We start from the raw sequence: 14951 nt of genomic DNA, 5'->3' as shown, positions 1-14951 counted from the left end.
GACCTGACGCGCGCCTGACCCAATAGCACTCCCCCCGGCCGGATCCTTCCGGCCGGGCAACGACCCCGCCGGAAGGACCCGAGATGCCCATCTACCTACTTCGCCGCGTACTGGCCGCCATCCCGGTGATGCTTGTCGTGGCCGTTTTCGTCTTTTTGCTGCTGCGTCTGACGCCCGGGGATCCCGCGGCGATCCTGGCCGGCGACATGGCCACACCCGAACAGCTGGACCGCATCCGCGAGTCGCTGGGGCTGAACGATCCGCTGCTGGTGCAATTCGTCCGCTGGATCGGTGCGCTGCTGCAGGGCGACTTCGGCACCTCGCTGATTTCGAACAAACCGGTGATCGACCTGGTCGCAGACCGGATGTGGCCGACCATCTGGATCGCCATCATCACCCTGTCTCTGTCGGTCGCCATCGCGGTGCCGATGGGCGTTCTCGCCGCCTGGAAACAAGGCAGCTGGGTCGACCACCTGGTGATGACCTTCTCGGTCCTCGGGTTCTCGATCCCGGTCTTCGTGATCGGCTATCTGCTGATCAAGCTCTTCGCCATCGATCTGAAATGGCTGCCGGTGCAGGGCTACAAGGCGCCCTCTGACGATTTCGCCGGCTTTGCCGCCCGCGCCGTGCTGCCGGCGCTGACGCTGGCCTCGATCTATATCGCGCTGATCGCGCGGATGACCCGGGCCAGCCTGCTGGACGTGCTGAACGAGGATTACGTCCGCACCGCCCGTGCCAAGGGGCTGACCGAACGCCGGGTGCTGTTCCGCCACGCCCTGCGCAACGCCGCGGTGCCGGTGATGACGGTGATCGGCACCGGTTTCGCGCTGCTGATCTCCGGCGTGGTGGTAACCGAAAGCGTCTATAACATTCCCGGTCTCGGCCGGCTGACCGTCGACAGCATCTTTGCCCGCGACTACCCGGTGATCCAGGCGCTGATCCTGCTGACCTCCGGCGTTTACGTGATGGTCAACCTGCTGATCGACCTTTCCTATTCCCTGCTCGACCCGAGGATCCGGTACTGATGGCCGAAAAAACCATGCGAGGCGCCTTCCCTCTCTCCACCCGCCAGCTGGCCGCCCGTGTCGGCGCCGCGCCGATCATCGCCGCCGTGGTGCTGTCGCTGATCATCCTGGCGGCAATCTTCGCCCCCTTCATCGCACCGCATGATCCGATCCTGCAGGATCCGGTGATGCGCCTGAAACCGCCCTCGGGCGACTTCCCGCTGGGCACCGACAACTTCGGCCGCGACCTGCTGAGCCGGGTGATCTACGGCGCCCGGGTGTCGCTGGTGATCGGCATCGGCGTCACCATCATGGCAGTGGTGCTGGGGCTGGCCATCGGTCTGGTGTCGGGCTTCTTCCGCACCGCCGACGCCATCATCATGCGGATCATGGACGGCCTGATGGCAATGCCCTCGGTGCTGCTGGCCATCGCCATCGTGTCGCTGATGGGCGCCAGCATCTGGACCGTGATGGCCGCCATCACCATCCCGGAAATCCCCCGCGTCGTGCGTCTGGTCCGTTCCATCGTGCTGACCGCGCGGGAAGAACCCTATGTCGAGGCCGCGATCGCGCTCGGCACCTCGATGCCGCGGGTGCTGTGGCGCCATCTGATGCCCAACACCTTCGCGCCGCTGACGGTGCAGGCCACCTATGTCTGCGCCTCGGCGATCCTGACCGAAGCGATCCTGAGCTTTCTCGGCGCCGGCGTGTCCACCGAGACGCCCACCTGGGGCAACATCATGGCCGAGGCGCGGATCTATTTCCGCCTGAAACCGATGCTGATCCTCTGGCCGGGTCTGGCGCTGTCGCTGTGTATCCTGTCGATCAACCTGCTGGGCGATGCCGCGCGCGACATCCTCGATCCCCGCATGGGCAAAAGGGAGGACTGAGAATGCCTGTCCTGCAAATCGAAGACCTGCATGTCTCCGTCGATTCAAAATCCGGTATCGAAGTCGTCCACGGCATCTCGATCGAGATCAACGAAGGCGAAACCGTCTGCCTGGTGGGCGAATCCGGCTCCGGCAAATCGGTCAGCTCGCTGGCGACCATGGGGCTGCTGCCCAAGGGGTCGCTCAAGGTGACCTCGGGGCGCATCCTGCTCGACGGGGAAAACCTGCTGGACCTGACGCCGGCACAGCTGCGCGATGCCCGCGCCACCCGGATGTCGATGATCTTCCAGGAACCGATGACCGCGCTGAACCCGGTCATCAAGGTCGGCGAACAGATCACCGAGGTTCTGCAGGCCCACACCAAGCTGTCCAACACGGAATGCCACGCCAAGGTGATGGATATTCTGGAGCAGGTGGGGCTGCCCGATATCGAACGGGTGGCGCGCAGCTATCCGCACCAGCTGTCCGGTGGCCAGCGGCAGCGGATCATGATCGCCATGGCGCTGGTGCTGGAACCGCGGCTGCTGATCGCGGACGAACCGACCACCGCGCTGGACGTGACCACGCAAAAGCAGATCCTGAAACTGATGAAGGACCTGCAGCAGAACCACGGCACCGCGGTTCTGTTCATCACCCATGACATGGGCGTTGTCGCCGAGATCGCCGACCGCGTCTATGTGATGAACCAGGGCGATCTGGTCGAGGACGGCCCGGTCAAGGAGATCCTCACGGCGCCGAAGAAGGACTATACCCGGCGGCTGCTGTCCTCGGTGCCCTCGCTGGTGCCGCGCAGCCCCCGTCCCGCCACCAGCCCGAAGCCGGCGCTGCGGGTGACCGAACTGAACAAGATCTACGGCGGCAGCGGTTTCCTTTCCAAGGCCAAGACCACCCATGCCGCCCGTGACGTCACCTTCGACCTGACGGCCGGCCGCACCCTCGGCATCGTCGGCGAGAGCGGCTCGGGCAAGAGCACGGTGGCGCGCTGCGTGATGCGGATGATCGACCCCAGTTCGGGCGGCATCCGCGTCGGCGATCAGGAGATCGGCGGGCTGACCCGCAAGGGGCTGCATCCGTTCCGCAAGAAATTGCAGATGGTGTTCCAGGATCCCTACCGGTCGCTGAACCCGCGGCTGACCATCGAGGAAAGCATCATCGAAGGGCCAGTCAACTACGGCACGCCGAAGGAACAGGCCCGCACCCGGGCGGCGGAACTGCTGGAACTGGTGGGGCTGCCGGCCTCGGCGGCGCAGCGCTATCCGCATATGTTCTCGGGCGGTCAGCGACAGCGGATCGCCATCGCCCGCGCGCTGGCGATGGAGCCCGAGCTGCTGGTCGCGGACGAGGCGGTCTCGGCGCTCGACGTCTCGGTTCAGGCGCAGGTTCTCGAACTGCTGGACGAGGTGCAGAGCCGCACCGGCATCGCGATCCTCTTCATCACCCACGATCTTCGGGTCGCGGCGCAGATCTGTGATGAGGTCTGCGTGATGCGGCGCGGCGAGGTGGTCGAGCTGGGCGCAACCGCCGATGTGCTGGGCAACCCGCAGCACGAATATACCCAATCGCTTCTGGCCGCCGCGCCGGGCCGCGACTGGGATTTCGCAAACTTCCGACCGGTGGCGGCCTGACGGGCCGCCCCTTTTCCTTGCCCCAACCTGTTCTCACGGAGTGACCATGACTGCCCCCCGCATCGCGATCGGTGGTTTTCTGCATGAAACCAACACCTTCGGCCCGTCCAAGGCCACCTATGACGATTTCGCCCATGGCGGCGGGTCGGGCCGGATGATGCGCGGGGCCGAGATCATCGAGACCTGCCACGACATCAACGCCGCGATTTCCGGCGCCATCCGCCATGGCGAGGCCGCGGGATGGGATCTGCGTCCGACGCTGTTCTGCGCCACCTCGCCCTCGGCGCATGTGACCGAGGACGCCTATGAGCGGATCGCCGGGGAAATGATCGCGCTGATCGAGGCGGAGCTGCCGCTCGATGGCGTGTTTCTCGATCTGCACGGCGCGATGGTGACCGAACATCACGACGATGGCGAAGGCGAGCTTCTGGCACGGCTGCGCGAAAAGCTGGGCGACGACATCCCCATTGTCGTCTGTCTCGACCTGCATGCCAATGTCACCGCGCAGATGTTCGACAAGGCCGATGTGCTGGAAAGCTACCGCACCTATCCGCATGTCGACATGGCCGAAACCGGGCTGCGCGGTGCCAGGGCGCTGGAGCGGATGCTGACCGCGCCGAAACCGGAAAAGGCGATGCGCGTCGCCCCCTTCCTGACCGCCATCGCCTGGCAATGCACCCATGCCGAACCGGCGCGCGGGCTGTACGACCTGCTGCGCGAATTGTCCGGCGACGACCGCGACATGAGCTTCAACATGGGCTTTCCCGCCGCCGATTTCCCCGAATGCCAGATGACCGTTCTGGCCTATGGCCCCGAGGCGGATGACGCCGCCGACAAGATGATGGCCGCCATCGAGGCGGCCGAACCCGCCTTCAAGGGCAAGGTCTGGACCCCGGAGGACGGCGTCGCCGAAGCGATGCGGCTGGCGGCAGAGCCGGGGCGCCAGGGGCCGGTTGTGATCTCCGACACCCAGGACAACCCCGGCGCCGGCGCCGACAGCAACACCACCGGCATGATCCGGGCGATGGTGGCGCTTGGGGCGAAGGGCGCCATCGGCAACCTCTATGACCCGGCCGCCGCCAAGCTGGCACATGCCGCCGGCGAAGGCGCCAGCATCACCATGTCCATCGGCGGCCAATCCGGCGTCGCCGGCGACAGCCCCTTCGAGGCGGAGTTCTTGGTCGAACATCTCTCCGACGGAACTTTCACCGCCACCGGCCCGTTCTATCGCGGCCGGGTGCTGAACATGGGGCTCTCCGCCTGCCTGAAGATCGGCGATCTCAGGATCGTTCTGGTCTCCTCCAAGGCGCAAATGGCCGATCAGGAGATGTTCCGTCAGGTCGGAATCGAGCCGACCGGGGAACCCATTCTCATCGTCAAGAGCTCGGTCCACTTCCGCGCCGATTTCGAACCCATCGCCTCGCATCTGATGGTCTGCGCCGCGCCCGGGCCGATGGCGGTCGACCCGGCGCTGCTGCCCTGGCAGCGTCTGCGCGAGGGGGTTCGCGTCGGCGCGCTGGGGCCCGAGTTCAAGCCCGCCTAGGAATTCAGGACCACAGGAAGGAGACCGCCATGCCGGTCATTGAAGATATCGCGGCCTATGCCGACGATCTCACCGCGATCCGTCGCGATCTGCACGAACACCCCGAACTCGGGTTTGAAGAAGTGCGGACCTCCGGCATCGTCGCCGAGAAACTGAAGAGCTGGGGCATCGAGGTCACCACCGGCATCGGCAAGACCGGCGTCGTCGGCGTGCTCAAGGGCAGCAAGCCCGGCAAGACCATCGGCCTGCGCGCCGATATGGATGCGCTGCCGATCCAGGAGGAAACCAACCTGCCCTGGTCGTCGAAAACGCCCGGGGTGATGCATGCCTGCGGCCATGACGGCCATACCACCATGCTGCTGGGCGCGGCGCGGTATCTCAGTGAGAATCCGGATTTCGCCGGCACCGCCGTCTTCATCTTCCAGCCGGCGGAGGAAGGTCTGGGCGGCGCCCGCGCGATGCTGGCCGACGGTCTGTTCGACCGTTTCCCCTGCGACGAAATCTACGGCATGCACAATTCCACCATGGACGACCCCGGCGTGGTGCGGATCAAGAAGGGCACGGCGATGGCCGGGTCGAACTTCTTCGACGTGCGCATCACCGGGCGGGGCAGCCACGGCGCCCATCCCGAGGGCAGCCGCGATCCGATCATCATCGCCACCACGCTGGTCCAGCAGATCCAGTCCATCGTCTCGCGCAACCTGCCGCCGACCAAGCCGGCGGTGGTCTCGGTCACCAAGCTGCACTCCGGTGCGGCCTATAACGTGATCCCGAACGAGGCCGAATTCGGCGGCACCATCCGGTTTTTCGACCCGGAAGTGGGGGAGCTGATCTCGGAACGGATCCGCACGCTCTGCGCCGGTGCGGCACAGGGCTACGAGGTGGATATCGACGTCGACATCCGCAATGTCTTCGACGTCCTGGTGAACGACGACGCCCTGGCCGAAGCCGTTCTGGAAGCCGCCGGCCCGGTTGTCGGCGGCGATCACACCGGCCTGCGCGAAGAACTGGCGATGGGCTCGGAAGACTTCGCCGACATGCTGCGGGTGGTGCCCGGCGCCTATTGTACCGTCGGCCATTCCGGCACCATCGCCCCGCATAACCCCGGCTATGTGCTGGACGATGCGATCCTGCCGGTGGGCGCCAGCATCTATGTCAACCTGATCAACGCCCGCGGAGCCGCAGCATGACCACCTGGAAAGACCTCTCCTTCGACACCCATACCATTGTCGAGGGCCTGAAGCCCTGGATCGAATGTGAAAGCCCCACCTGGGACGGCGCCGCCTGCGACCGGATGATGGATCTGGTGGCGATGAAATGCGCCGAGCTGGGCGCCACCATCGAACGCATCCCCGGCATCATGGGGCTGGGCGGATCGGTGCGGGCGCATTTCCCGCATCCCAAGATGGGCACGCCCGGGATCATGATCACCGGTCATATGGATACGGTGCATCCGGTCGGGACGCTGGCCAAGAACCCGTTCCGCCGCGAAGGCGGCAAGGTCTATGGCCCCGGTATCCAGGACATGAAGGGCGGCAACTTCATCACGCTGGAGGCGATCCGCGCGATTCAGGACGCCGGCATCGAGACGCCGCTGCCGATCGTCGCCCTCTTCACCCCGGATGAGGAGATCGGCACGCCCGCCACCCGCACGCTGATCGAGACCGAGGCGAAGCGCGCCAAATACGTGCTCTGCCCCGAGCCGTCGCATCCCGACAACGGGGTGACCACCGGCCGTTATGCCATCGCCCGGTTCAACCTGACCGCCGAGGGCAAGCCCAGCCATGCCGGCGCCAATGTCAAAGGCGGGATTTCGGCGGTGCGCGAACTGGCCAAGCGGATCATCGAGATCGAGGAGATGACGACGGAGGATTGCACCTTCTCCTGCAATAACATCGCTTCGGGCCAATGGGTGAACTGCGTGCCCTCCTTCGCCAGCGGCGAATGCCTGTCGATGGCCAAGAAGCAGGAAGATCTGGACGCCGGGATCGAAAAGATGCTGGCGCTCTCGGGCGAGCGCAACGGGGTGAAATTCACCGTCACCCGGGGCGTCACCCGCCCGGTCTGGGAACCCGACATGCCCGGCACCATGGCGCTGTACGAGAAGGCCAAGGCGATTTCCGAAGAACTGGGCTATGCCATGCCGCATGGCAGCCAGGGCGGCGGCTCCGATGCCAACTTCACCGGCGCGATGGGCATTCCCAGCCTCTGTTCGCTGGGGGTGAAGGGCGCCGGGCTGCATACGCTGGGCGAACATATCGACGAGGACATGATCGTACCGCGCACCCGGATGATGGCCGGGCTGCTGTCGACGCTGGCCTGACCCGTCCGCCACTGGTGCGGGCTCTGCGCCCGCCGACTGTCTCACAGACCACCAATATACCAACGGGGCGCCCCTTCGGGCGCCCCGATCCGTTTCGACCCGCCGCTTGCCGATGAGTCGCACCGCACAACCGCCGGTGCGGCGGACGCGCCGGGCCAGACAGCCTGCGCCCGCTCCCGAATGGCCTTAAATTGGGCGCAACGCCCCTCTGCACCGGCCTCCCGGGAACAGCGGGCTTGACAGCTCCCCCTCCCACAATTGATATACGCTACATGATATATCAATTTAGGGGCGCGTAACATGGTGACCATCAACTGCGATATGGGGGAATCCTTCGGCATCTATTCCTTCGGTGACGACACCGCCTGCATGCCCTATGTGACCCACGCCAATATCGCCTGCGCCTTCCATGCCTCCGACCCCGTGGTGATGCAGAAGACCGTGCGCGCGGCCAAGGCGGCGGGCATCGCCATCGGCTCGCACCCCGGGCTGCCCGACCGCGAAGGCTTCGGCCGGCGCCGCATGCAGATGACGCGGGAAGAGGTCGCCGCGCTGGTGATCTACCAGACCGGCGCGCTGCAGGCCTTCGCCCGGGCCGAGGGCATGGAGCTGTCGCATATCAAGCCCCACGGCGCGCTGTTCGGAATGGCCCAAAACGAAATGCCGGTGGCCGAGGCCATCGCCGATGCCGCCGAAACCTTCGGCCTGCCGGTGATCGCCTATTCCGACTGCTGCATGTCCGAGGTCTTCACCCGCCGCGGCATCCCCTTCTCCTGCGAATTCTACGTCGACATCGATTACGGCGACGACGGCCGTCAGATCATCTCGCGCGAGCATCCGCCGATCAGCGCCGAGGCGGTGACCGAAAAGGTGCTGCGGGCGCTGAAGGACGGCGTCACCCGCTCCGTCAACGGCAAGGATGTGCCCGTCGTGGCCGAGAGTATCTGCGTCCATTCCGACACCCCCAATTCGATTGCCGTCGCCAAGGCAGTGTTCGAGACGCTCAAGGCAGAAGGCATGCTGGAGACCGCATGAGCGCGACAGAGACCATCGCCGGAGAAGACCTGCGCCGGGGGGTGATCCGCTCTCTGGCGCCGGCGCTGCGGGCCATTGCCGCGGCGCTGGGGCCGGAGGGGCGTGCGGTGCTCTACAGCACCGGGGCCGCGGTACGCCGGGCCGAAACCGGCACCGAGATCGCCCGCCGGTTCTGCGGCGAGGCCCCGGCCGAGGTCCTGCTGCGCGAGGCGCTGGTCAGCGCCGAACAGGATCTGCAGGATGGCAGTGCCCGGCTGGCGGTGATGTTCGACGCCGCCCTGACCCAGGGCGCCCGGTCGCTGGCCGCCGGAGAACACCCCACCCATCTGAGCCGTGCGGTGACCGCCCTGAAACCCGAGCTCGACGCCTATTTCGCGCAGGAAACCCAGGTGACGGAGGAGACCGGCGCGCTGCTCACCGCCGCCGATCTGCCCACCGACGCCGCCGCCCTGCTGGGGCAGGCGCTGGACGCCGCCGGCCCCGAGGGTCATGTCGAGCTCTCGGATCGCGACGAACCCGGCGTGGCGCTGAACCAGGTCACCGGCTTCACCGTCGAGATGGAGCCGCTGCTCTCCGGCATGCTGGATCACATGGAGCGGGTGCATCTGATCGTCGCCAACGACATCATCTCGGATTTCGCGCGGCTGGTGCCGGTGATCGACGGCTTTGCCCGGAGCAACAAGAGCCTGGTGATCGCGGCCCGCGGCATCGAGGGCGCCGCCCGGCAATTGCTGGAACGCAACCGCACCGCGGGTGTGCTGCGGGTCGCGGCGCTGACCCCGCGCGACAAGGGCCCGCGCGCCGCCGAGATCCTGGCCGATCTGGCAGTGGCCACCGGCGCCACCCTGGTGGCGGAGGAAACCGGCCAACCACTCGACACGCTGCAGCCAGAGATGCTGGGCAGCGCCGCCCAACTCAAGCGCAACGGCCACCGCTTCACCCTGACCGAGCCCGGCGGCGACAGCGCCGCCGTCGCCCGGCGCCTGCGCGAGATCGCGGGCGAGATCGCACGGCATCGCTATCTGGCCTATGACCGCGAACATGCCGAACGCCGCCACGCCCGGCTGTCCGGGCGGTGGGTCGAACTGATGATCGGCCCCGACCGCTGCGATCCCGGGCTGCGCGGCCGGATGGCCCGTGCGCTCAGCGCGCTGCGCTCTGCCAGGACCGGCGGCCAGATCGCCGGCGCCGGCGCCGGACTGGCCGCCGTGGCCGACCTGCTGGAGGCCGGCGCCCCCGCCGATGCGCCCGCCGGCGCCGACCGTGCCGCCCGGCGTCTGGTGGCCGAAGCGCTGCGCGCGCCAGAGCGGGTGCTGCGCCGCAACGCCGGATTTGACGATGGTCACGCGGACTGGGCGCGCAGCCTGCCACCGCTGGCCGACCCCGCCCGGCTGTCCCGCAGCCTGCTCGACACCAGCCTGTCGCTGGCGCTGCATCTTCTGACGCTTGAAACCGCCGTGTTGCGGCGATGACCCGCACCATCAAGGCCAAGGAATACCCATGACGGACCCGACCACCGAACCCATGCTAGAGGTGACCGATGTCGTGCATAAATACGGCACGGTCACGGCGCTTTCCAATGTCTCCCTCTCGGCCCAGAAGGGGGAGTTTCTGACCATCCTCGGCTCCAGCGGCTCTGGCAAGACCACGATGCTGCGGGTGATCTCCGGGCTGGAAACACCCTATTCGGTCAAGCGGCTGCGGATCGGCGGCGAGGACGTCACCGATGTCCCCGCGGCCAAGCGGCGCTGTACCACCGTGTTTCAGAACTACGCCCTGTTTCCGCATATGAGCGTGCTGGAAAACGTCGCCTACGGGCTGCGCATCCGCAAGGTCAACGCCACCGACGCCGCCGCCCAGGCGCGCCGGGCGCTGGCGATGGTGCAGCTGGAGGCCAAGGCCGACCGGTCGATCCGCCAGCTGTCGGGCGGCGAACGCCAACGGGTGGCGCTGGCGCGGGCCGTGGTCACCCGGCCGCTGGTGCTGCTGCTGGACGAACCGCTAGGGGCGCTGGACGAGCGGCTGCGCCAGGACATGCAGCTGGAGCTGATGGAGCTGCAGCGCAAGCTGGACATGACCTTTGTCTACATCACCCATTCGCAGGAAGAAGCGCTGACGATGAGCGATCGCGTAGTGCTGATGCGGCACGGCAAGATCGAACAGAGCGGTCGGCCGCTCGATCTCTTCGACCGGCCGCAGACCCGCTTCGCCGCCGATTTCATGGGCTATGAGAACATCCTGCCGGGCCGGCTGATCGAGCGCGACGCGACGCTGGGGCTGGTCGAACTGGCCGGCGGCACCCGGGTGCGCGGCACCCTGACCAATGCCGCCCTGCAAACCGGCGATGCGGTGAACCTGGCGCTGCGGGCGGAGCGGATCGGCGCGGTGGCCGCCGGGGCCGAAGGGCTCGACGGAACGCTCAGCAGCAAGGTCTATCGCGGCAAATACACCGACATGCTGGTGGAGACCCCGGCCGGGCAGCTGCGGCTGCGCAGCTGGCACGGCGCCCCGGGCGAGACCGAAACGCTGCACCGGCTCGGCTGGAAGGTCGAGGACGCGGTGATCTTCGCCGCCGACGGAACCTGAAAAGACCCCGAATAAAGACAATCAATCAACAGGAGAGCCTGACATGAAAGACAAATTCTCAACCACGGACCAGGTCCAGCTGACCCGGCGCAGCCTGCTGCAGAGCATGAGCGCCCTGGCCGGCACCGCCGCGCTGGGAAGCGCCGCGGCAATGCTGCCCGGTGCCGCCCGCGCCGCCGATATGCCGGTGGTCAAGGCCTATGGCGTGCCCACCGCAGCGCTGAAGGACTGGAGCCCGATGGAAGCCAGCATCGGCGTGCGCTGCGAGCTGTCCGGCACCTCGAACGACGTCGGCGTCTTCATGCGCGACATCATGGCCTCGAACCTCGGCGAAAGCACCGATCTCTTCATCTTCGAAAGCGGCACCGAGGACATCCTGGGCCCGCGCGGCTTCTATGCCGAGATCGAGACCGACAACCCGGAGCTGACGCTGTGGGATCGCACCTCGGACGACTGGAAACGCTCTGACGTGGTGACCGACCCCAAGGGCACCCAATGGGGCGTGCCGGTGATCGGCAACGCCGACAGCTTCGGCTATTTCCCGGCCAAGCTGGGCATGGCACCCGACAGCGAAGAAGAACTGTCCTGGTCGCTGATGTTCGACGACGAGAACACCCGTGGCCGCGTCGCCTTCGGTCAGGGCTGGGCCTATTCCTTCCCCAGCGCCGCGCTCTACCTGAAGTCCACCGGCAAGGCCGAAATCGGCAATGTCGCCGACATGACCGGGGATGAGGCCAAGGTGGTCGCAGACTTCCTGATCGAACGCAAGAAGGCCGGCCAGTTCCGCACCCTCTACGGCGCCTTCGAAGAGCAGATCCAGCTGCTGACCAACGAGGAAGTCGACGTCATCAACTGCTGGGAACCCGCCGTGCGCGAGGCCAACCTGGTGCTGGGCCCGGATGCGACCCGCTATGCCTATACCAAGGAAGGCTACTTCAAGTGGGGCCATGGCGCCTATGTCGCCAAACAGGCGATGGAGCGCGACAACGTCGACGCGATCTACAAGGTGCTGAACTATTTCCTCGGCGGCGAATACCGCGCGCTGCAGGCCCGCGACCGCGGCTACGCCGGCCCGAACATGGATCTGGGCGTTGCCTATGCCGAGGAAAACGGCTGGAGCGCGGAGGAAGTCGCCGCGCTGAAGGCCACCGAGGCCAAGGTCGCCAAGAAGTTCTCCAAACCCTTCGTCTCGACCACGACGCCGCAGAATTCGGCCGATATCGAAGACCAGTGGCAGCGGTTCCTGAACGCCTGATGCCTCTCTCCCGGTTCGCCCCTATGTGGCGGGCCGGTCTCCCCGCCGGCGGCCCGCGATCCTGAGCGTTGCGGGCCCCGGTCTCCGGTTTGCCGCCGCGCGGCTCACGCGCTGCGATCACACAGGTAAGAAGATGACGATGAATACCGAAATCGACGGAGCCGCGCCCGCGGTCAGACCGCGCCGGCGCCCGCTGCTGCGCCCACCGGTGGCGAAGCTGGCCTTCTGGGGGATTTCCGCCGCCTGGTTCGTGCTGGTGATCGTGCCGCTGATCATCCTCTTCGTCTTCAGCTTCTTCACCACCGAATATTTCCAGACCGTCTACACGCCCTCGCTCGACACCTGGACCGGGCTGTTCTCCTCCGGCCGGTTCGAGGTGACGTTGCGGACGCTGCGGGTGGCGCTGACCGTCACGCTGATCGAGCTGGCGGTGGGCTTTCCCTTCGCGCTGTGGCTGGCCAAGGGCTGCCGCAGCAGCCTGGGCCGCGCCATCGTGCTGGCGCTGCTGACCATACCCTTCTTCCTGGATCTGTCGTCGCGCACCATCGTCTGGCGGGCCATCCTGGGACAGGGCGGGCTGATCAACACCATCCTGCTGTCCACCGGACTGACCGATCAGCCGGTCGACTGGCTGCTCTATTCCGAATTCTCGGTGCATTTCGGCATGATCCCGGCGCTGTTCCCACCGATGGTGTTGCCGATCTACATGGCGATCACCCTAATCGACGACAATCTGCTGGAGGCCAGCAACGATCTGGGCGCCACCCCGGCGCAGACGCTGTGGCGGGTGATCGTGCCGCTGTCGCTGCCCGGCGTCGTCGCAGGCTTCGTCTTCACGCTGGGGCCGGCACTGGCCGCCTGGGTCGAACCCGGCATGCTGGGTGGTGGCTTCGTCAACCTGCTCTCCTCCTCGATCGAGAGCGCCTATACCGCGCTGCGCTATCCGGTGGTGGCGGCGCTCTCCGCCTTCGTCATCGGCCTGCTGCTGGTGCTTCTGGGCCTTCTGATGCTGATCCTGCGCCGCTTCGGCGGTGCCGGGCTGACCCTGCGCTGAGAAAAAGGGACCTGCCATGACCGATGCAACCGCAGCCCATGCCGCCCACACCCGGCGCGAGATCAGCTACAGCCCCGCCTGGAAAGCCCTGGGCAAATGGGCCGGCTACCTGATGCTGGCGCTGATCTATTTCCCGCTGCTCTGGCTGGTGCTCCTGTCGATTTCGCGCGACCCGCTCTCCGGCATCCCGGGACCGTTCTCGCTGCAGCACTATCGCGCGCTCTTCGCCAGCGACGCCTGGCACATGCCGATGCTGGCGAGCGTGGTGATCGGGCTGATCGTCGGGCTGATCAGCGCGGTGACCGCGACCATCATCGGCCGCGCGGTGCCGACGATGAAACGCCCGGGTCAGGTGCTGCTGATGTTCGTGCTGCCGCTCTTCGTGCCGGGGATGTCGATGGGCGCGGCGCTGTTCATCTTCGGCCGCTCGGTGCTCGGGCTCGACCTGGGGTTCTGGTCGATCGCGGTCGGCCATTACGTCTGGGCCTTCCCCTATGCGCTGCTGATCGTGCTGGTGGTGACCCTGCGCTTCGACCGGACGCTAATCGAGGCCGGCCGCGATCTGGGCGCCTCGGACTGGCAGGTGTTCCGCGACATCGAATTCCCGATCCTGATGCCGGGCATCGTCAGCGCCGGGCTGTTCGGCTTCCTGATGTCGTTCAACGAGGTGATGCGGACGATCTTCCTGCGCGGCACCGATGAAACCATGCCGGTCTGGAACTGGATTCAGGCCGCCGCGCAGCAAAGCCAGGTGCCGATCATCTTCTCTCTGTCGTCGATCATCCTGCTGATCACCCTGCCCCTGCTGAGCGCGGTGTTCTGGCTGCTGTTCGTCCGGCTGAACCGGACCTGAGGCGGAGACGGCCGCAGATGCAGATGCCCCCGACCCCCGCGGCGATCCGCTCAGGCCTCCGCCTCTTCGGGCATCAGCGGCAGCAGCGCCTTGGCGGCGATGTCGATATCCTGGCGCATGAAATGCTCCGCCGCCTCGGCATCGCCCTTCTCGATCGCGGCCAGGATGTTCTGGTGTTCGTCGTTGGCATGCTGCCGGTAGTAATTGTCGTCGAACAGACCGGTGAAGACCGGCCCGACCTTGAGCCAGAGATCGTTGATCATCTGCAAAAGCTCGGGGTTGCCGGCCTTTTCATAGATCGCGAAGTGGAATTCCCGGTTCAGCAGCAGATAGGTCTTGGCATCGTAGGTGCGGGTGGTCTCCGACACCCGCTGCACCAGATTGCGCAGCGCATCGAGCTCGGCCTTGGAGAACTGCGGCGTGGCCAGTCGCGCCGCCATCCCCTCAAGCGAGGTGCGGATCGGCATCAGCTCAAGGAAACGCTGCCGCGTCATCCGCGGCACCACGATGGAGCGGTTGGGCAAGACGATCAGCAGACGTTCCGCCACCAGCCGCTGCAGCGCCTCGCGGATCGGCGTGGCCGAAATACCGTATTCCGCCGCCAGAGTCCGTATCACCATGGGCTGCATCGGCTGAAACACCCCCTCCTGCAGACCTTCGCGGATGGCCTGATAGGCACGGTCACTCAGCGGCTGATGCTCGATCTTCTTCATGTGATCCTTCCCGTTGCGCATCTCCCGAATACTGTATCGGCCCGGAAAATACACAGAAATCTCGTTGACG

Annotated in this window: 13 protein-coding genes; 12 read left to right on the top strand and 1 reads right to left on the bottom strand. The window is 66.3% G+C overall.

Features of this window, described 5'->3' with window-relative positions; all coding sequences use genetic code 11:
* The first annotated feature begins 83 nt into the window (after positions 1-83).
* From QO033_RS19530 to QO033_RS19475, 12 genes are all read left to right on the top strand, one after another.
* Positions 84-1025 carry an ABC transporter permease gene (locus QO033_RS19530; protein ID WP_284482649.1) on the top strand — a complete coding sequence of 314 codons (942 nt, stop codon included), beginning with the start codon at positions 84-86 and terminating at the stop codon, positions 1023-1025.
* Complete coding sequence (locus QO033_RS19525; protein WP_284482648.1) at positions 1025-1894, top strand: ABC transporter permease; 870 nt, start codon at positions 1025-1027, stop codon at positions 1892-1894. The genes QO033_RS19530 and QO033_RS19525 overlap by 1 nt, the downstream gene beginning before the upstream one ends.
* A gap of 2 nt (positions 1895-1896) precedes the next feature.
* Complete coding sequence (locus QO033_RS19520; protein ID WP_284482647.1) at positions 1897-3519, top strand: ABC transporter ATP-binding protein; 1623 nt, start codon at positions 1897-1899, stop codon at positions 3517-3519.
* Positions 3520-3565: 46 nt separating this feature from the next.
* Positions 3566-5062 (top strand): M81 family metallopeptidase, encoded by a 1497-nt coding sequence (locus tag QO033_RS19515; RefSeq protein WP_284482646.1) that lies wholly within the window; start codon positions 3566-3568, stop codon positions 5060-5062.
* A 29-nt stretch (positions 5063-5091) separates the two neighbouring features.
* Complete coding sequence (locus QO033_RS19510; RefSeq protein ID WP_284482645.1) at positions 5092-6252, top strand: M20 aminoacylase family protein; 1161 nt, start codon at positions 5092-5094, stop codon at positions 6250-6252.
* Positions 6249-7385: a M20/M25/M40 family metallo-hydrolase gene (locus QO033_RS19505; protein WP_284482644.1), complete on the top strand. Its 1137-nt coding sequence runs from the start codon at positions 6249-6251 to the stop codon at positions 7383-7385. Before QO033_RS19510 ends, QO033_RS19505 begins: the two co-directional genes overlap by 4 nt.
* Before the next feature lie 300 nt (positions 7386-7685).
* Positions 7686-8420, top strand: coding sequence for a 5-oxoprolinase subunit PxpA (gene pxpA / locus QO033_RS19500; RefSeq protein WP_284482643.1), 735 nt, complete (start codon positions 7686-7688; stop codon positions 8418-8420).
* The gene (locus tag QO033_RS19495) at positions 8417-9892 is read left to right on the top strand and encodes a TCP-1/cpn60 chaperonin family protein (RefSeq protein WP_284482642.1); all 1476 of its coding nucleotides are present in this window, start codon (positions 8417-8419) and stop codon (positions 9890-9892) included. The genes pxpA and QO033_RS19495 overlap by 4 nt, the downstream gene beginning before the upstream one ends.
* A 28-nt stretch (positions 9893-9920) precedes the next feature.
* A complete protein-coding gene (locus QO033_RS19490) occupies positions 9921-11006 on the top strand; it encodes an ABC transporter ATP-binding protein (RefSeq protein ID WP_284482641.1) in 1086 nt (361 codons plus the stop codon).
* Positions 11007-11049: 43 nt separating this feature from the next.
* Positions 11050-12261, top strand: a complete 1212-nt coding sequence (locus QO033_RS19485) for an ABC transporter substrate-binding protein (RefSeq protein WP_284482640.1) — start codon at positions 11050-11052, stop codon at positions 12259-12261.
* A gap of 139 nt (positions 12262-12400) precedes the next feature.
* The gene (locus QO033_RS19480; RefSeq protein ID WP_284482639.1) at positions 12401-13315 is read left to right on the top strand and encodes an ABC transporter permease; all 915 of its coding nucleotides are present in this window, start codon (positions 12401-12403) and stop codon (positions 13313-13315) included.
* A 16-nt stretch (positions 13316-13331) separates the two neighbouring features.
* Positions 13332-14168, top strand: coding sequence for an ABC transporter permease (locus tag QO033_RS19475; RefSeq protein WP_284482638.1), 837 nt, complete (start codon positions 13332-13334; stop codon positions 14166-14168).
* 50 nt (positions 14169-14218) lie between these two features.
* Here QO033_RS19475 and QO033_RS19470 read toward each other — a convergent pair whose 3' ends face one another.
* Positions 14219-14881: a GntR family transcriptional regulator gene (locus QO033_RS19470; RefSeq protein WP_284482637.1), complete on the bottom strand. Its 663-nt coding sequence runs from the start codon at positions 14879-14881 to the stop codon at positions 14219-14221.
* Positions 14882-14951: the final 70 nt, after the last annotated feature.

This window comes from Pseudodonghicola flavimaris, assembly GCF_030164425.1.
Classification (GTDB): domain Bacteria; phylum Pseudomonadota; class Alphaproteobacteria; order Rhodobacterales; family Rhodobacteraceae; genus Pseudodonghicola; species Pseudodonghicola flavimaris.
This window is presented reverse-complemented; position numbering and strand designations above follow the sequence as displayed.